Origin of the sequence: Citrobacter farmeri (genome assembly GCF_019048065.1) — a bacterium.
In the GTDB taxonomy this organism is placed as follows: domain Bacteria; phylum Pseudomonadota; class Gammaproteobacteria; order Enterobacterales; family Enterobacteriaceae; genus Citrobacter_A; species Citrobacter_A farmeri.
In genome coordinates, this window is record NZ_CP077291.1 from 2,005,496 (window position 1) to 2,022,692 (window position 17,197).

At 53.8% G+C, this 17,197-nt stretch carries 13 protein-coding genes and 1 pseudogene; 5 read left to right on the plus strand and 9 right to left on the minus strand.

The window, feature by feature from the left end:
• Positions 1 to 116 precede the first annotated feature (116 nt).
• Both I6L53_RS09495 and ldcA read right to left on the minus strand, forming a co-directional pair.
• Positions 117 to 1,802: pseudogene (locus I6L53_RS09495) on the minus strand (potassium/proton antiporter); the annotation flags it as partial.
• A 79-nt stretch (positions 1,803 to 1,881) separates the two neighbouring features.
• Positions 1,882 to 2,796 carry a muramoyltetrapeptide carboxypeptidase gene (ldcA, locus tag I6L53_RS09500; protein WP_042318552.1) on the minus strand — a complete coding sequence of 305 codons (915 nt, stop codon included), beginning with the start codon at positions 2,794 to 2,796 and terminating at the stop codon, positions 1,882 to 1,884.
• 138 nt (positions 2,797 to 2,934) lie between these two features.
• Here ldcA and emtA point away from each other — a divergent pair, with 138 nt between their 5' ends.
• Entirely contained in the window at positions 2,935 to 3,546 is a 612-nt protein-coding gene (gene emtA, locus I6L53_RS09505; RefSeq protein ID WP_042318553.1) for a membrane-bound lytic murein transglycosylase EmtA, read from the plus strand.
• Here the strand turns inward: emtA and ycgR are convergent, their stop codons facing one another.
• The gene (ycgR, locus tag I6L53_RS09510) at positions 3,547 to 4,281 is read right to left on the minus strand and encodes a flagellar brake protein YcgR (RefSeq protein ID WP_042318554.1); all 735 of its coding nucleotides are present in this window, start codon (positions 4,279 to 4,281) and stop codon (positions 3,547 to 3,549) included.
• A 203-nt stretch (positions 4,282 to 4,484) separates the two neighbouring features.
• On the opposite strand from ycgR, the gene I6L53_RS09515 reads away from it, so the two are divergent.
• Together I6L53_RS09515 and I6L53_RS09520 are read left to right on the plus strand one after the other, a co-directional pair.
• Complete coding sequence (locus I6L53_RS09515; RefSeq protein ID WP_042318555.1) at positions 4,485 to 4,739, plus strand: GlsB/YeaQ/YmgE family stress response membrane protein; 255 nt, start codon at positions 4,485 to 4,487, stop codon at positions 4,737 to 4,739.
• Between the two features lie 118 nt (positions 4,740 to 4,857).
• Positions 4,858 to 6,969 (plus strand): TonB-dependent siderophore receptor, encoded by a 2,112-nt coding sequence (locus I6L53_RS09520; protein ID WP_042318694.1) that lies wholly within the window; start codon positions 4,858 to 4,860, stop codon positions 6,967 to 6,969.
• A 53-nt stretch (positions 6,970 to 7,022) separates the two neighbouring features.
• Here the strand turns inward: I6L53_RS09520 and I6L53_RS09525 are convergent, their stop codons facing one another.
• The 4 genes from I6L53_RS09525 to dhaK all read right to left on the minus strand — a co-directional run bounded on the left by I6L53_RS09525 (position 7,023) and on the right by dhaK (position 11,989).
• Positions 7,023 to 8,729, minus strand: coding sequence for an alpha,alpha-trehalase (locus I6L53_RS09525; protein WP_042318556.1), 1,707 nt, complete (start codon positions 8,727 to 8,729; stop codon positions 7,023 to 7,025).
• A 102-nt stretch (positions 8,730 to 8,831) separates the two neighbouring features.
• Positions 8,832 to 10,265, minus strand: coding sequence for a dihydroxyacetone kinase phosphoryl donor subunit DhaM (dhaM, locus tag I6L53_RS09530; protein ID WP_042318557.1), 1,434 nt, complete (start codon positions 10,263 to 10,265; stop codon positions 8,832 to 8,834).
• A gap of 10 nt (positions 10,266 to 10,275) precedes the next feature.
• Positions 10,276 to 10,908: a dihydroxyacetone kinase subunit DhaL gene (gene dhaL / locus I6L53_RS09535; protein ID WP_042318559.1), complete on the minus strand. Its 633-nt coding sequence runs from the start codon at positions 10,906 to 10,908 to the stop codon at positions 10,276 to 10,278.
• A gap of 10 nt (positions 10,909 to 10,918) precedes the next feature.
• Positions 10,919 to 11,989 carry a dihydroxyacetone kinase subunit DhaK gene (gene dhaK / locus I6L53_RS09540; RefSeq protein ID WP_042318561.1) on the minus strand — a complete coding sequence of 357 codons (1,071 nt, stop codon included), beginning with the start codon at positions 11,987 to 11,989 and terminating at the stop codon, positions 10,919 to 10,921.
• A gap of 243 nt (positions 11,990 to 12,232) precedes the next feature.
• Between dhaK and dhaR the strand changes: the two genes are divergently transcribed.
• A complete protein-coding gene (gene dhaR / locus I6L53_RS09545) occupies positions 12,233 to 14,134 on the plus strand; it encodes a dihydroxyacetone kinase operon transcriptional regulator DhaR (RefSeq protein WP_042318562.1) in 1,902 nt (633 codons plus the stop codon).
• A 49-nt stretch (positions 14,135 to 14,183) separates the two neighbouring features.
• Here dhaR and I6L53_RS09550 read toward each other — a convergent pair whose 3' ends face one another.
• The gene (locus tag I6L53_RS09550) at positions 14,184 to 15,653 is read right to left on the minus strand and encodes a hypothetical protein (RefSeq protein ID WP_042318563.1); all 1,470 of its coding nucleotides are present in this window, start codon (positions 15,651 to 15,653) and stop codon (positions 14,184 to 14,186) included.
• Between the two features lie 210 nt (positions 15,654 to 15,863).
• On the opposite strand from I6L53_RS09550, the gene I6L53_RS09555 reads away from it, so the two are divergent.
• Positions 15,864 to 16,088: a hypothetical protein gene (locus I6L53_RS09555; RefSeq protein WP_042318566.1), complete on the plus strand. Its 225-nt coding sequence runs from the start codon at positions 15,864 to 15,866 to the stop codon at positions 16,086 to 16,088.
• A 209-nt stretch (positions 16,089 to 16,297) separates the two neighbouring features.
• Here I6L53_RS09555 and deoC read toward each other — a convergent pair whose 3' ends face one another.
• Entirely contained in the window at positions 16,298 to 17,008 is a 711-nt protein-coding gene (deoC, locus tag I6L53_RS09560; protein ID WP_042318568.1) for a deoxyribose-phosphate aldolase, read from the minus strand.
• Positions 17,009 to 17,197: the final 189 nt, after the last annotated feature.

The window sequence follows — 17,197 nt, forward strand, 5'->3', positions numbered from 1 at the left end:
GGAGTCGTCAGTAGGCCGGATAAGCGTAGCGCCATCCGGCATGGTCACTACTCTTCGTCGTCATCCCCGGCGACGCGTACCCCGACTTTTCGAACCTGATTGTCCTCTTTTTCTGCAACCGTCCAGATCATCCCGGCGAATTCGACCTGGTCCCCGACAACCGGGGCTGCACCCAGCAGTTGTTGAACAATGTCGCCCAGCGTTTGCTGCTTATCGCGATACTCCGTTCCGTCATCCAGACCATAAATCAGTGCCACATCGGCATACTTGGCGCTGGCTTCGAGAATAAAGTCGCCGAAGAAGCGCTGATCCAGCGCCACCGGTGGCGACTGGCTGAACAGTTTGCCCAGCGCCGGGAGATCGCGTTCGCGGCCGATGACGCATAGCACGTCGCCTTCGCGCAGACGGGTACTGCCGGTGGGGTGAAACAACACGTTGTCGCGAAACAGCGCCGCGATGCGCGTTTCCTGGGGCATATGCAGATCGCGCAGCGCTGCGCCGACACACCATTTATCGGCGCTGAGTTGATAAACAAACTGCTCCCACGGATTGTCCGGATGAATATCCAGCCCCACGCGTGAGACCGGCCAGCCGACGGGCGGTACCACCACTTTCGCTTTTTTCGCCGCCCAGGAGAGGGAGGTTCCCTGAAAAACCAGTGACACCAGCACCACGAAGAAGGCGACATTGAAGAACAGGCGGGCATTTTCCAGACCTGCCATCATCGGAAAGACGGCAAGGATGATAGGCACCGCGCCGCGCAGACCCACCCAGCTAATAAACACGCGTTCACGCAGATTAAACCCGCGGAATGGCAGCAGTCCGACAAAGACGGAGAGCGGACGGGCGATGAAAATCATCCCGGCGGAAAGGATCAGCGCTGGAATAGCAATTGGCAGCAGGTCGGAAGGATTTACCAGCAATCCGAGCACAAGGAACATACCGATTTGTGCCAGCCAGGCCAGACCGTCGAAGTTTTGCAGAATGCCAAAACGGTTGCGAATCGGGCGATTACCCAGCAAAAAGCCGCACAGATAGACCGCCAGAATCCCGCTGCCTTCCAGCGCGGTGGTCAGCGCAAACACCAGTATCCCGCCACTCAGGGCCAACAGCGGGTAAAGCCCGGCGGGCAGGGAAATACGATTAATCATCTGCTGTAACAGATAACCGCCGCCCAGCCCAAGCAAGATACCCAGACCAAACTGCTGAATAATATGGACCGCGAACATCCAGCTTAAACCGGTTTCGTGCTGCTGAATCATCTCGATCAGCGTAATGGTCAGAAACACCGCCATCGGGTCATTACTGCCGGATTCAATTTCCAGCGTCGCGCCGACGCGCTCGTTCAGCCCTTTGCCGCCAAGCAGGGAAAAGACCGCCGCTGCATCCGTTGAACCAACAATGGCGCCAATCAACAGCCCCTGGATCAGATCGAGATTAAACAGCCAGGCGGCGATCATACCGGTTAAACCGGAGGTGATCAGGACTCCAACGGTTGCCAGAGAAAGCGCCGGGCCCAGCGCGACGCGAAACGAACTGGCCTGCGTGCGCATCCCGCCATCAAGCAGAATAATCGCCAGCGCAAGGTTACTGACCATATAAGCAAAGGGGTAGTTATCGAACGGGATACCGCCGACGCCATCGACGCCAGCCAGCATGCCAATAGCCAGGAAGATAACCAGAATCGGAATGCCAAGACGTGATGAAAATGAACTGAGTAAGATACTGCTGGTAACGAGGACGGACCCCAAAATGAAAAGACTGATTATTGCCGCGGCGTCCAACGTTCGGTTACTCCTCAATTAGCCATTTTTTTCAGCACTGACATTATCATATTAACGGCTGCAACCGGGCGTTACTTAGCCCTGCAACCGTTTTTTTTTATGATTTCAGAAAGGGATGACCCGAGATCGTAAGCTGTGTGCCTTTTTGGCTATTTCTCAACACGGCATGCGCGCCTAACGCCAGCGTAACGGTTCGCGGTTCATGACCAAAATCGAGCCCGGCAATCAGCGGAATAGAGAGGCGTTCACGTAAAAACGCGGACACCGTGTTGAGGTCGTAACCGGCATCGTACTCATTCGGGGCGCTGCCGCTAAAACTGCCCAGTACAATGGCGCTCTGACGATTTAAAATACCGGCGTCAAACAGTTGCAACAACATGCGCTCGATGCGAAAAGGGTGCTCATTAATGTCTTCCAGTACCAGAATACCGCCTTCAATTTTTGGCATCCACGGGGTGCCAATGAGCGAAATCAGCATCGCCAGATTGCCGCCCCATAGCGTCCCTTCGGTGTGACAGTCTGGACCTTCACCTTGCCACTCCACCGTGTACTGCGCGTGACGCACTGCTTGCCAGAAATGGGTTTGCGTAAAGGTATTCAGCTCCGGCGCGCCAAAGTTTGCCGCCAGCATAGGACCGCTGAAAGTGATGACATTGCCCAGCGCCAGCAGACCGCACTGAATCGCCGTAAAATCGCTGTGCCCGCAAATGAGCAGCGGATCCTGTTGCTGTCGGGCGGCAAGGGCCTGCCAGTCGATGTGTTCCAGCAGTCGGCTCGCGCCATAACCGCCGCGCACTGGCATAACGATAGTGTCCGGCTCGGTGAGATGCACAAGGCTGTTCACATCCGCCAGACGCTCCGATTCCGTACCCGCAAAGCGTTGATGGCGACGGCTGACCACCGCCGTATTGTCGACCTGATGCCCCGCCTCCTTAAGACGCTGGATGCCAAGCAAAGCCGCGTGTTGATTAATGCAGTAGCCCGAAGGGGCAATTAAGTGAAACCGGGACATGGCAATTCCTTGCTACAACAGAAACCAAATGTATATCATGCCGCCTATAGTAGAACGTTTTGCCGGATGGTGCTTTGCTTATCCGGCTTACAATGGTGATTTTAGTAACGAAGCGTTCCGGCGATAAGGACAGAAGACGTGAAATTGAGATGGTTTGCTTTTTTGATTGTGTTGCTTGCGGGTTGTAGTTCAAAACAGGATTATAAAAATCCCCCCTGGAACGCGGAAGTGCCCGTGAAACGCGCCATGCAATGGATGCCAATCAGCGAAAAAGCAGGGGCGGCCTGGGGCGTTAGTCCACAATTGATTACGGCGATCATTGCGATTGAGTCAGGCGGGAATCCCAATGCGGTCAGCAAGTCGAATGCGATAGGGCTGATGCAACTGAAAGCGTCGACCTCCGGGCGTGATGTCTATCGTCGGATGGGCTGGAGCGGGGAGCCTACGACCAGTGAACTGAAAAACCCGGAGCGGAATATCTCAATGGGTGCCGCCTACCTGAGTATTCTGGAGACAGGCCCGCTCGCAGGCATTGAAGATCCGCAGGTGATGCAGTACGCGCTGGTGGTCTCTTACGCCAACGGTGCGGGGGCGCTGCTACGCACATTCTCCTCTGACCGGAAAAAGGCTATTAACAAAATCAACGATCTCAGTGCCGATGAGTTCGTTGAGCATGTCGCGGATAACCATCCTGCACCCCAGGCTCCACGCTACATCTATAAATTGCAGCGCGCGCTGGATGCGATGTAATTAGTCGCGCACTTTATTTGATTTCTGCCGTGCCTCGCGCTCGAGGGAAAAGATAATCCGCTGAAGTTCCCGCTCCACCGCCGGGCCGACGTTGAGAAAACGAAAGCTCAGGCGGGGAGTGGAAATCGTCTCATTTTTCCCATCAATCACTTTGCGTTCGGTTACGGAGATCAATTGCGCATCAAAGTGAAACATCCCCCATTCCCCCATATCCAACGCAATCTGCGAAAAACGCATCCCTTCCGCGAGTCCTGAGGGTTTTGGACCTTCCAGCAGTGCGCCCATTCCGCCGAGAGAAAGATCGTACAGACGAAAACGCAGGGTGCTGTTATCTGGCATCTGCGCGGTACAACCGTAGGGGGGATGGAGCGGCGCGCCAATACGAAAATATTCTCGTCGCTGGACAAACCACAGTGCCGGAGGAAGTGGGGTGATAAAGGCCGGAAGTTGCTGATACTCACCACTATGTAACTGCTCAAGGGTAAACTCGACCTTCGCGCCCTGGGTTTCCGCGGTAAAGGTAATATTGCGCGCCTTCTGCACGGCGAGGTTTTCGTTTTGCTGACTGCCAAAGTCCATCACCAGCCTTTCAGCCGAGACGTCAAGGATCTTGCTGATAAATTGTCCGCCGCGCCAGGAGACGCGCAAAGGCACCTGATTGCTGTTTAAATCACGAAGAACGCCCAATACCGCCAATGGATTTTGCTTCAGAAACTGCTCATTATAATGACTCACGCGGAATAACCCCTGGATGCCTGACAGTCTATCGAACGGTTATCGGCAAGACGCAGGAGAACTTAATACAAACGCGTGATTTTTTTTACCAAAGACAAATAATTCAGTCCCGCGGAGACAGCGAAGATCAAGGGGTTGCCTATACTTAACGAACAAGCGCAAGAAGTTGTTGCGTGTGGTTTCCCTGAAAAGAGGGTCTGAACATGGGAATTATTGCCTGGATTGTATTTGGTTTGATTGCTGGTGTTATCGCCAAATTTATCATGCCGGGACGTGACGGCGGCGGATTCATCCTGACCTGTATTCTCGGCATAATTGGTGCCGTAGTGGGCGGATGGCTGGCGACCATGTTTGGTATTGGCGGCACGATCAGTGGCTTTAACCTTCACAGTTTCCTGGTCGCCGTGGTGGGCGCCATTGTGGTGCTGGGGGTATTCCGACTCGTGCGTCGCGATTAACAACACGGCTCCTGCGGGAGCCGCGTTTTTATCATATTCCCCTTCAATTCCTCTCTTGATTTACCTATTGAAATGAGAATAATTGGCATTCCAATTTAAACTGATAATTATTCTCACTATGACAACTTCCTGCTTCCGACTTTGTGCGCTCTCTGGCTGTATCTCACTGGCTCTGGCCACGCCGTCTTATGCGGCAGATTCTGGCGAATCCACCATCGTGGTATCCGCAACGGGACAGGAGAGCCTGCTGCCTGCCTGGACCAACAGCGCCACCAAATCGGCTGTACCTGAAAGTAAAACGCCGCAGGTGATTAACACTATCGATAATCACGAGATAGCCTTACGTCATGCGAATTCCGTCAATGAGATCCTGCGCTATGCGCCGGGTGTGTCGACGGAAGTGCGCGGCAACACCTCTTATATGAGCGAGTATAAGATTCGCGGTTTCTCCGTCGATCAGGAGTACTACAACGGTTTGCAGTTGCCGTACAACGTCACCGGCAATACCAAAGCACGTATCGACCCACTGCTGGTGGAAAGCGTGGATATCCTGAAAGGGCCGGCGTCTGTGTTGTATGGCAACGGTTCGCCGGGTGGTCTGGTGAATATTCAGGGCAAAAAACCGCAGGCTGAGCAAAAAACGGAGATCGGCTTTAATACCGGTACGCGTAATCTGAAAGAGGGCTATCTGGATTCCACGGGTAAAATCAGCGACAGCGACTGGAATTACCGTCTGTTGGGTAAGGCGACCGAGGGCGACGATCAACCGCATACCACCCGTTATGAAGACTATCTCCTGGCACCTTCCGTTACCTGGCAACCGGACGGCAAAACGCGTCTGACGCTGGATGCGCTGGTGCAAAATACACCATCGTTGTCACCGTCGAACCCGTTACCGATTGCTTATCTGCGCTCGGGTTACGCCGATCGTCGTGATTATGCCGGGGATGAGTGGAGTGGCTTTAAGCAGCGTCAGTGGATGGTGGGTTATCATTTCGAGCACGAGTTTGACAGTGGTTGGGGATTTAGTCAGCAGGCGCGCTATTTTGATGTCGATACACACCAACGCAGCGTCTATTCAACCGGGAATGGTTCGAACCCGGTCTGGATGCTTGACCGCTTTGCCTATACCACTGATGAAGACCTGAAAAGTTTCAACATCGATAATCAGGTCACGAAAACGGTCGCGCTGGGCGACTGGCAGCACCATTTGCTGGCCGGTTTTGACTATCAGAAACTCGACAGCCATTACTTCTACCGCTATGCCAGCGCCACGCCGGGAATCGACATGCGCGACCCGGATTACCATCAGGTGCATACCGCCGATCTGGGGCTGTACACTGCGCAGAAAAACCGCCTTTCTTATCAGCAAAATGGCTACTATCTGCAGGATCAGGTTGCGTTTGGTGGCTTAAATCTGCTGGCCAGTCTTCGTTATGACGATTACCGCTCGACGACCACCGACGCGATGCAAAACGACGAGAAAACCTGGATCTCGCAGGACCGGGTGACCAAACGGTTTGGCGCGCTCTATGCCTTTGAAAACGGTATTTCACCGTTTATCAGCTATTCCGAAGGTTTCAAACCGATTTCACCGCAGGGCACGCTGACGGTAAAAGACGTGAAGCCGACGACCAGCAAACAACTGGAAGGCGGGGTGAAATACCTGCTGGCCGATTACGCGACCACGCTGACGGCCTCGGTATTTAATATTCGTCAAAAGAACGTCCTGTCCGCCACGCCGACCTGGGACTATCGGCAGACCGGAGAGATCGAATCAAAAGGGGCAGAGTTTTCGGTGATAAGTCGACCAGGTGACAACGTCACGTTAATTGCTAACTACGCTTACACCCATGCGATCAATACCAAAGATGAAACCTGGGAAGGCAAACGCCCGACGCAGGTGCCGGAGAACGCGTTTAATCTGTGGGGCGATTACACCTTCGATGCAACCGCACTGCGTGGGCTGACGATGGGGGCTGGGGCGCGCTATACCGGGCCAATGGAAATCTCGCCGGATAACCAGGGCGGTAAACTGGGAGGCACGACACAATACGATCTTGCCGTGTCGTATCGCGTAGGTGAGGTGCTGCCTTCACTGAGCGGCGTGACGTTAAAAGCCAGTGCCCAGAACATCACCAACAAAGAGACCTTCAGTTGCTACGACAGCACCAACTGCTGGATTGGCCGTGACCGGACGGTCCAGGTTGGCGCAAGCTACCGTTTCTGATTGCGTGAAGCGAAAACCGGCCTGGCATCCCCAGGCCGGTAATGCATTGAGTATTATGGCGTTGCCTGTTTTTGTGGCGGTTCAGTGGACGTCTGGCCGGCGACAGGGCGTTTTTCCGGCACACTATCGCACGGTTTTTCCTTCGGACAGATCAGATCAAGCATCTTCAGCGTGACGCCATTGCTCCAGCCAAAGCCATCCTGCAACGGATATTCACCGCCGCCACCGCCGGTTCCGGTACTGCTGACATCATATTTTTCCACCAGCTTTTGCTCGCGATCGTAGGTGTGCTGCACATTGGTCAGAAAACGCCAGCTTACTTCCATCGCCACGTCATTCTGCCCATAGTTCTGTAAGCCTTCGGTGGCGACCCACTGCAGCGGTGCCCAGCCGTTTGGCGCATCCCATTGTTGTCCGCTTTTCACCGAGGTGGTGGCAAGCCCGCCCGGTTGCAGCAGATGCGCGCGGGTAGCTGCGGCCATTTTGCTGGCGCGATCTTTCGAGGCGGCATTGACATACAGCGGGAACAGGGCGGCGGCGGTCAACTGATTACGCACCCGCTTGCTCTTCAGATCGTAATCCGCATACCAGCCTTCTTTGTCATTCCACAGGTAGTGTTCAATGGCTTTCTGTCGGGCGCTTGCCAGCGTGTCGTACTGACTGGCCTTTGCCTCATCCCCCGCGGCTTTACTGGCACGCGCGAGGATTTTTTCCATCTTGTACAGCAGGGCGTTGAGATCGACCGGAACAATGCTGGTGGTCCGCAGTGTGCCAAGTTGCTGCGGATTATCCATCCAGCGTGAACTGAAATCCCAGCCGGAAGCCGCAGCCGACCGTAAATCGCGATAAATTTCAGTCGCCGGACGGTTCGGATTGCTTTTCGCCGTGGCGATATCCTCAACCCAGGATTCCGGGCGCGGTGTGTCCCGTTCATCCCAGTAGCGGTTCAGAATGGTGCCATCGTCCAGTTTCACCACCCGCTTGTTCTGTTGACCTGCCTGCAGCGTTTCAACGCCTTCCATCCAGTATGTGTACTCTTTTTGCAACTGAGGCAGGTATTTTTTCAGCGCATCGTCGCCGTCATGCTGCGCCAGCAGTTCTACCATTAGCGAGAAAAACGGCGGTTGCGAACGGCTCAGATAATAGGTGCGGTTACCGTTCGGGATATGGCCGAAGGTATCAATCTCCCAGGCGAAATTCGCCACCATATCGGCAATTTTGTCCCAGCGATCGCTTTCGGCAAGTCCCAGCATAGTGAAGTAACTGTCCCAGTAATAGACTTCCCGAAAGCGCCCACCAGGAACCACGTAAGGTTCAGGCAATGGCAGCAGTGAATCCCACTTTCCTGCGCTTTCGGCAGAGCGGGTTAACACTGGCCACAGCCCGTCGATATGTTCACGCAGGGATTGCCCTTTCGGAGGAACATACTTTTCCCCTTCCTTCGGCAGCGTAAAGTTGACGCTCACGAAGTGGCGTAAATCGAAACTGAACTGATTCTTTTGCATCCGATAATCCGCGAGGATCATCAGTGGATCGCTGTTAGGCACGGCATCGGCAAAGGTTTTCTGATCGGGAAACAGTCTGGCATTTTGCACATCGTTAAACAGGGGACCGAGCAGAATATCCGGTGGTTGCGGAGGAGAGTCCGGCATCTCTTCGGCGTTAACCGACAGAGAAGAGAAGGTCAGAAGCGTACCGGAAACCGCTAATGTTATGGCCAATGACAGCGAAGCAGACGCGCGAAAAACAGGGGTAGGCATTGATTAATCTCCTTAGTGCGTACCGAATAACGGTATCTACCATGAGAAAATCGTAGTCCAGGATCGCTCCGGGCGCGTGATTAGCCCCTGTTTTTTGCGACGTTACAGCGGTTTCCTTTCCCTGACGACGCGATTCTGCGCCACATCAAGGGTGAGCCGCTCGCCCGTTTGTACCTCGTTAAGCGCGTCGCCCTGTTGGCATACCCAGGCGATGCCCATCTCCCGTGCGATCAAGGCGCCATGCGCGAGTGGACTGCCTTCCCGCAGACAGATGCCCTTCACCACATTCGGGTCGAGCTCCGGTACCATTGACGGGAACAGATCGTCGGCGACCAGTATGGCCGGCGCGATAAACTCAGGCAGTACCCGTGGGCTTTGTAGCAAATGACGCAGCGTACGCTGCAGGAGATCGTCAATATCGATGTAGCGCGCCTGCAAATAGGCGTCATCCAGTTGACGATACTGCGTGCTGAGGCCGCTCAACACCTGCTGCCAGGCATATTCCGCTGTACAGTGTTCACTACGCAGCAGGCCGCAGGCGGTATCAAACAGTTCCGGATCGTCCAGCAACATATGGTGACCGGAGAAAATGGCCGCCAGGTCCCCTGGCCAGTTATCTTCCACGCGGGTAATGAGCGTCATCAGATCGAGCAGCGTGAGATCCAGCGCGTTACGCAGTCGTGCCTGCTCTGCGCCAGGACTGAGATCTGACGCTTGCCGAACCGGCGGCAGCGCTGGCGCGTAACAGAATGCGTTGCCCGCAATGTCCTCCGTCGACGTTGCGGCAACCGCCGTATCCTCCAGCGATTCGCCGAAATTCTCCGCGGCGAGGCGACTAAACGCGGCCAGCGCGTCATCTGCCTGCTCTCCACTTGCCAGCAGACGTACCGTGTCATGACAGCGAACCTGCAACAGCGAAATCTGATTAAGGCTGTCCGGCGTGACGCACTTGCCGTTTTTTTCCAGCAGCAGATCGGCGTTAAAGGCTGACAGTGTGGCCACAAGCCGGGACGCCGGACGCACGTGCAGACCGTTGGGGTTTTTGATCACCACGGAGACCGATTTTGCTGATGCATCCTGTGCGCTAAAGGACGGGGTAATGCGGGGCTCAGAGGCAGAAGAGGGTAAACCCAGTTGCTCACGCTTGGCTTCGAGGGCGTTCATTGCGTCGGCGATGACCTTGTCGATATCTGCGCCAGCAGCGGCGCTCACCGTTGCCGCCAGCGTCCCTTCCACCAACGGCGCGGCGCACAGTCGTACTTTCGCCGCGATCGTCGGGTCGAGGAGATCCAGCGCCGTCTCTGCGCTGAGCAGGGCGCTGCCGATGTCCATCATCACCAGCACATGGTCGGTGTCGGCAACAGACTCGATCGCCTCCATCACCTTAATGGGGTCGGTACCGATGGGATTTTGCGGATCGTCGATTCCGGCAGCAATGGCTATCTTACAGCCGCCGCCCATTAACATCTGTTGCGCCAGTTCACCCACCCCTTCACCGAGGCGGGCGCTGTGAGAGACTATGACCAGGTTTACCATCTTACTGTCCTTACTCTTTTGCCGCGGCTGCCAGCATCTGGATCATAAACATCACCGAGGTCGCACCCGGATCCTGATGTCCGATACTGCGCTCGCCCAGGTAGCTGGCGCGACCTTTGCGGGCCTGCATCGTAATCGTGCTTTGTGCGGCGGCTTCAGCCTGAGAGGCGGCCGCGTCCAGCGCGGCGGTGACGGAGAGATTCTGCTCACAGGACTGGCGCAATGACTCCGCCACCGGCACCCAGACATCGCACATCGTTTTGTCACCCGGCTCAGCTTTACCCCGGCCGATCACGCCCTCAGCACCTTCACGCATCATTTGATAGAGCTCATTAAGCGACAAACTTTGATGCGCCTGCGTGACCTGCGCGGCACGGATGAAAAAGGTGCCAAACAGCGGGCCGCTGGCCCCTCCGACGTTTGACAGCAGCGTCATCCCGGTGTTTTTTAGAATAAAACCGATATCTTTATCCGCAATCGCCGGTAATTTTTCGACCACTTTGCTGAAGCCGCGATGCATATTCAAACCGTGATCGGCATCGCCAATCTCGCGATCCAGACCGGTGAGATAATCACTCTCTTTGCTGAAAATCTCCCCGCAGCGATAAAGCCAACTGACAATCTGCACTCTGGTAAGTGACATGACTCTCTCCTTAGTTGCCCCAGTTCAGGCCTGGGGTGTGAACCGGTGCGTCCCAGAGCGCCAGCGTCTCGTCATCCACTTTAAGAAGCGTGATGGAAAAGCCGGTCATATCCAGTGACGTACAATATGAACCAATCAGATTGCGTTCGATGACGATACCCGCCTGCTGGCAGCGCGCATCAAGACGGTTATAGACGCCATACAGTTCAGAAAGCGGCGTGGCGCCGAGGTTATTGACCAGCGCGATGACGCGATCGCCACGTTGCAACGGCTGTTTGCCCTGCTTATCTTCCTGCCAGACACCCTGGGCGGGATCCCAGTGGCGCAGCGTGCGGCTATAGGTGCCATTTTCCAGCAGGGTATCGAACATCTCGTCAACGGTCTGATCAAGTGAGACGAAGGCGCGACGGTCGATGCCGGGCTCACCGTGGATCCCTACGCCGAACTCCATTTCATTATCTGCGAGGGTGAAAGAGGGCTGACCGGCTGCCGGAACCGTACAGGCTGCGAGAGCAATACCGATTGAATGACCATGATTATTAAGTTTGCGACCGAGTTCGGCGCAGGCTTCCAGGGAATCGCCGCGTTCTGCCGCCGCTCCGACCAGTTTTTCAATCAGCACCGTATTGGCAACGCCGCGTCGCCCGGCAGTATAGAGGCTATCTTTGACCGCCACGTCGTCATCCACCACGACGGTGGTGATCTTCACGCCGCTTTCGTGTAGCAGTTCAGTTGCGGTTTCGAAGTTGAGAATATCGCCGGTGTAGTTTTTCACGATCAGCAGCACACCTTCGCCGCCGTCAATCTGCATGGCGCATTCGAACATTTTATCGGGGGTCGGGGAGGTGAATATTTCTCCGGGGCAAGCACCGGACAGCATGCCCTGGCCGATGTAGCCGCAGTGCATCGGCTCATGACCGCTACCGCCGCCGGAAAGCAGCGCAACTTTGCCCTGTACAGGGGCATCTGAACGGGTTACATACACCGGATCCTGATGCAGGGTCAGTGACGGATGCGCTTTTGCGAGGCCAGCCAGTTGTTCACTCAGTACGTCTTCCACACGGTTAATCAGCTTTTTCATTCTCTTGCTCCGGGTCTTAGGCTCCAGGGGATCGGTTGTGTTCAACGCCACGGCGACCGCTCGCTGCCGATAACGTAATTGTGCCCCAGCGCGCGAAAAAGAAAATTCATCAGTGTTATGTTTCATAAAGAAACGTTAATTCTGATAAATGTTCCAAAGCGGAACGTCGACGTGCGAAATAGGGCAAAATTGCGAGCAACCGCACCCGGAATCGCGGAGAAACCCACAGTGAAGAGCAGCGAGATGGCAATTGCCGCAGCGGACGTCCCGGAATATATTCGCGCCTCATGGCTGCGTTGCGGAAAAATTATGCAGCGCGAGTTCTGGGCGCTGCCGCACCGGGCGCAGGGGCTGACGTTTGATTCTATTTGTCGGCGCAAGACGGCGATGCTCACGCTCGGGCAGGCGGCGCTGGAGGATGCGTGGGAATACATGACGCCACGAAAGTGTGCGCTGTTTATTCTTGATGAAAGCGCTTGTGTGCTCAGCCGCTGTGGCGATCAGGAGACGCTCCAGCGGCTGGCGCGTCTCGGTTTTACTGAGGGCACCTATTGCGCGGAAAGCATCATTGGCAGCTGTGCGCTGTCGCTGGCTTCCATGCTGGGACAGCCGGTAAAAACGCTACCCGATCACCATTTTAAACAGGCGCTCGGGGCGTGGAGCTTTAGCTCGACGCCCATTTTCGACAACCACGGACGCCTGTCTGGATCTATCGCGCTGGGCTGTCCGGCAGACGATGCCTCACCGGCCGATCTGTCATTGACGCTGGCGATCGCGCGAGAGGTAGGGAACTCGCTGCTCACTGACAGCCTGCTTGCCGAATCGAACCGCCATCTCAATCAACTGTATGGTTTGCTGGAAAGTATGGATGACGGCGTGATGACCTGGAACGCGCAGGGAAGTCTGCAATTTATCAATGCGCAGGCGGCGCGGTTACTGCATCTTGACGTGACGGCTGCCCACGGCAAAAACCTCAGTGAACTCCTGACGCTGCCCAGCGTTCTGCTGCGTGCGATCCGCCATCAGCGCCCGCTTCATCATGTTGAAACGACGTTTGAAAGCCAGCACCAGTTCGTCGATACGGTGATTACCCTCAAGCCGATTGTCGAAGCGCAGGGCACCAGTTTTATCCTGCTGCTGCATCCAATGGAGAAGATGCGTCAGTTGATGACCAGCCAGTTGGGTAAAGTGAGTCATACCTTCGCGCAGATGGCGCAGGACGATCCGCAAACTCAGCGTATCGTCCATTTTGGCCGTCAGGCGGCGCGGGGCAGTTTCCCGGTATTGTTATGTGGTGAAGAAGGGGTCGGCAAGGAGTTGCTCAGTCAGGCAATCCATAACGCCAGCGAACGGGCAGAGGGCCCCTATATTGCGGTGAACTGTCAACTGTATGCCGATCAGGTGCGGGATTTTATCGCCAGCACGGCGGATGACGACAGAGAAGGGCGATTAAGCCGCCTGGAACTGGCGCACGGCGGCACGCTGTATCTGGAGAAAATTGAGTATCTGGCACCCGAGCTACAGTCGGCGTTATTACAAGTGATCAAACAAGGGGTCATCACCCGTCTTGACGCGCGCCGCGTGGTGCCAGTCGACGTGAAGGTGATTGCCGCCACGACGGTGGATTTGGCGCGGCTGGTGGAACAAAACCGCTTTAGCCGCCAGCTCTATTATGCATTGCACGCCTTTGAAATTATGATTCCACCGCTGCGACAGCGACGTAACAGTATCCCTTCCCTGGTGAATCACCGTTTGCGTCGCCTGGAAAAACGCTTTTCGACTCGTCTGGCTATGGATGATGATGTACTGACCCCGCTGATTGCCTGCGACTGGCCCGGTAATGATTTCGAGCTCAACAGTGTTATCGACAATACGGCACTGAGAAGTGAAAACGGACGTATTCACCTGAACCATCTGCCGGAATATCTCTTTAACGAGCACCGGGCCTCAGAATCCGCGACCGATCGCTTCTCTGCCAGCGTCGCGTTCAGCGACATTGAGAAAGATGCCATTATTCATGCGGCAAGGGTGACCGGAGGGCGTATTCAGGAGATGGCCAGCCTGCTGAAAATTGGCCGTACCACGTTATGGCGAAAAATGAAGCAATACAATATTAACGCGGCGCATTTTAAGTTGAGCTCCTGATAAACGGGATTTTTGCCGATTATGTTAAGCGATTTCCGTCAGGTGTCGGTTAAATCCAGACAATGACAAAACTGCCATTTTCCCGGCGTCGGATTGATGCGGTTTTGCCTTTACGTGTCAGTTCAGCGATACGCTGCCTGGCGACGTCAATATCCTCTTCATGCAGTTGGCTGAGTGAAACTTCAGGTGTCTCCATAAGTTTGCGCATCTGTGTGGGATTCAGTCGTTTCTGCATTTGAAGACGTCCGCGCTGAAAACGATCGATGTGCTTTTGTATTTCCAGACTGACTTCATCGTAGCTGTTTTTAATCATGGAGGCGGTCGGTAGCTTGAGGTTGTGCCGGTTTTTTTTATCACGGTTTTTGTGTAAAACGGCGGTTTCTATTTCCTCAGCGACTTTCTCCGCCAGCATATCCAGCCTCTGGCCAGAGCGCTTTTTCCAGCTGCACCATGAGAGTTCGCACGATTTCTCATGGTGCCATTCAAGATAGGCTTCCTGCAAAAGAGCCAGCCCGGAAACATATTTAATTCCCTGAGCCAGGTTATCAATTTTTATCAGGCGCGCACTCTCGAGCAGTCGACGATCCGCAAAGTCGGGTTCTTTAAGTGTTGAGGCCGATGAGGCGCATATAAAAGCATTCTGGTCACAAGCTAATTGTTTTTCTGCGTCGAGATTGGCGTTAAGCCCTCGGCTTAACTGATACCGGACGTGTTCCACAATTTCATCGACATGCGCTTGTGTCATGTCCGGATATAGACGTATGGAGAAATCGAGTTCAGTTTTTATTTCAACATGGCTTTGGGGGGAGAAATGGTCCTGCATTTTCAGTGTAATGAGTTCATCCATTACTTCCCCTGGAACATCAGGAGAAAAGGGAGCGTCATTACGGTACCAGGCGTTTTCAGGTATCGCAACCTGCTCGGTGACGTAATGAAAGGAGATGGGTAAATAGCTGTCATAAGACCGGATATGATCGGTAACAGAAACCGGAGGCGTAATTTGGGTGACATGTCCCTCGTCAAAAATATCGTCCCACACTCTGCAAATGCCACTGTTTTCCTCCCACCGTCGTAGCTCACGATAGAGGGAAATATAGCCATACCAGTGGATCAGCAGTGCGGGGGGATAGCGATAAGGGATTCTGGACTGAAAGGCTTTCCGGCTATTAAAGATGCCGTTAACGCCTTTCTTTAGTTGAGAACTCAATTTATCGTCTGGCTCTTCTATTGAACGCTTAAGGCAGTCTACACAGTTTTGCAGCCGGGTTCTGAGTTCAGGCATCGGTGGGCGGATTATGACGTAGTCAAAAATGTTTTCTTTGAATCGATTGATGGTCTCGCTATCCGTGTAATCACCGAGAAACTGGAATGTCCGCGAGATGTCTGCGTAAATTTCGATGATACGAGTGAACTCCTCCGGGTACTGTTTAATCACCGCCAGCTTATAGACCTCTTTTGCCAGAAGATCCCGGATGGCAGTGAGCGCATTCTTTTTGTTGTCTTCCAGTATTTTTGTCATTCGACACTCACCTTGTTCTCTGCGCCCTAAACCGTAAAACGTAGCCTAAGTGAATATGCAATAACAGGTGTCATTCTGTCGATAAAATCAGGATTTATTGCAGTATTGGCATTGCTATATTTGCCTGCGAAAAGCGCGGAACATCCTGGTCGAAAGGCTGGCATACCCGCTGCGCTTCAGATGACAACCACTATAAAGAGGTAATAATCAATGAGTAACAATACCAATATCCATGTCTTCACCGATGAGACGCTGGCCGAACATGACTTTGAAATTGCGGTAAAAGTGAATCAGGCGACCACTAAACATGTTGCGAGAAAAATGGTGCGGATGACCGCACCGCAACAGATGCGCGCCCAGTCACGCTCGGGCATCAAGGAGTTGATGTTTGATGAACAAACCCTGGACGCGATTCTGGCACATATTCCCCGCTGAACGCTTAAGCGCGGTTTGCGATGGATATCTGTGTCGGTCAGACTGACTCTGAGAACCATTACGAAGGGTGTCCAGGACGGGTACCCTTTTTTCTTTGCGTTTCCCAATGCGCTTTCAACGTAAACCCGGACCGCTTTCCGTTGTTTCATCATAACGGGGCGTTTTCTGCCCGTTATGATGAACAGGCGATTTGGCATCCGGTTTTCATCTTAAGCATCCAGGCCCAGAACGACGGGAGTGGAGCGATAACCAATTCCCATACGGTCAATTCCCATGTCAATCAATTGCAGGAAGTGTTCACGCGTACGAATGCATCCAGAACCTTTTACTTTGCAGCGTCCTTTTGCCGCATCGAGCATCACCTGAATCACTTCTGGTGTTGCGCCTTTACTTTCGCCGCCGGTATAGAACCCGGTGGATGTTTTGACGAAATCCGCCCCGGCGCGGCATGCATGTTCCGTCGCTGTTGCAACCTGTTCCAGCGTTAGCGCATCGGTTTCAAAAATCACCTTCAACAGGGTGCCGTAATGATGAGCGACGGTTGCTACCGCCTGAATATCTTCTTCAAATTCCTGCCATTGTCCACTGCGGATAAAGCCATAGTTAGCGACGATATCGAGATCTTCAACGTCACCGTTTTGACAGATAATTTCGGCCTGCTTAACTTTGGATGCCGTTGATGACGCGCCAAAGGGGAAATCGCAGACAACGCAAATGCCGGTGTTTGTCCCCTTGCACATCTTTCTGGCGATGTCGAGATATGCCGGGTTGATGCACACAGTTTTACAATTAAAATCAATACCTTCCTGAATATATTTCTTAACTTCCGCCAGGGTAAATTCTGGTTTGAGAACCGACTGATCAATGTACCGACCCAGTTCCTGAGATGACATCTCTGCGGCTTTCTTTTGCGGCTTCATACGCGATCTCCATATATTGTTTCATTTGTATGATACATATTAAATAATGGAAACAGGTTGTCAATATCTGAACGAATACTGATTTTTCGACAAGCTTGAGGTGTTATCGCTAATGCGCTGATAGTTAAGTAAGATAATCAATCGCTAACGTAGTTCAGAAGAGCCGGGCACATCAACCGGTGTCGTTAA

Bases quoted from the DNA above. Each gene is read 5' to 3' on its own strand.
- ldcA (WP_042318552.1), bottom strand. From the start codon at position 2,796: ATGTCCCGGTTTCACTTAATTGCCCCTTCGGGCTACTGCATTAATCAA.
- I6L53_RS09515 (WP_042318555.1), top strand. From the start codon at position 4,485: ATGGGAATTATTGCCTGGATTGTATTTGGTTTGATTGCTGGTGTTATC.
- I6L53_RS09520 (WP_042318694.1), top strand. From the start codon at position 4,858: ATGACAACTTCCTGCTTCCGACTTTGTGCGCTCTCTGGCTGTATCTCA.
- I6L53_RS09525 (WP_042318556.1), bottom strand. From the start codon at position 8,729: ATGCCTACCCCTGTTTTTCGCGCGTCTGCTTCGCTGTCATTGGCCATA.
- dhaM (WP_042318557.1), bottom strand. From the start codon at position 10,265: ATGGTAAACCTGGTCATAGTCTCTCACAGCGCCCGCCTCGGTGAAGGG.
- dhaL (WP_042318559.1), bottom strand. From the start codon at position 10,908: ATGTCACTTACCAGAGTGCAGATTGTCAGTTGGCTTTATCGCTGCGGG.
- dhaK (WP_042318561.1), bottom strand. From the start codon at position 11,989: ATGAAAAAGCTGATTAACCGTGTGGAAGACGTACTGAGTGAACAACTG.
- dhaR (WP_042318562.1), top strand. From the start codon at position 12,233: ATGGCAATTGCCGCAGCGGACGTCCCGGAATATATTCGCGCCTCATGG.
- I6L53_RS09550 (WP_042318563.1), bottom strand. From the start codon at position 15,653: ATGACAAAAATACTGGAAGACAACAAAAAGAATGCGCTCACTGCCATC.
- I6L53_RS09555 (WP_042318566.1), top strand. From the start codon at position 15,864: ATGAGTAACAATACCAATATCCATGTCTTCACCGATGAGACGCTGGCC.
- deoC (WP_042318568.1), bottom strand. From the start codon at position 17,008: ATGAAGCCGCAAAAGAAAGCCGCAGAGATGTCATCTCAGGAACTGGGT.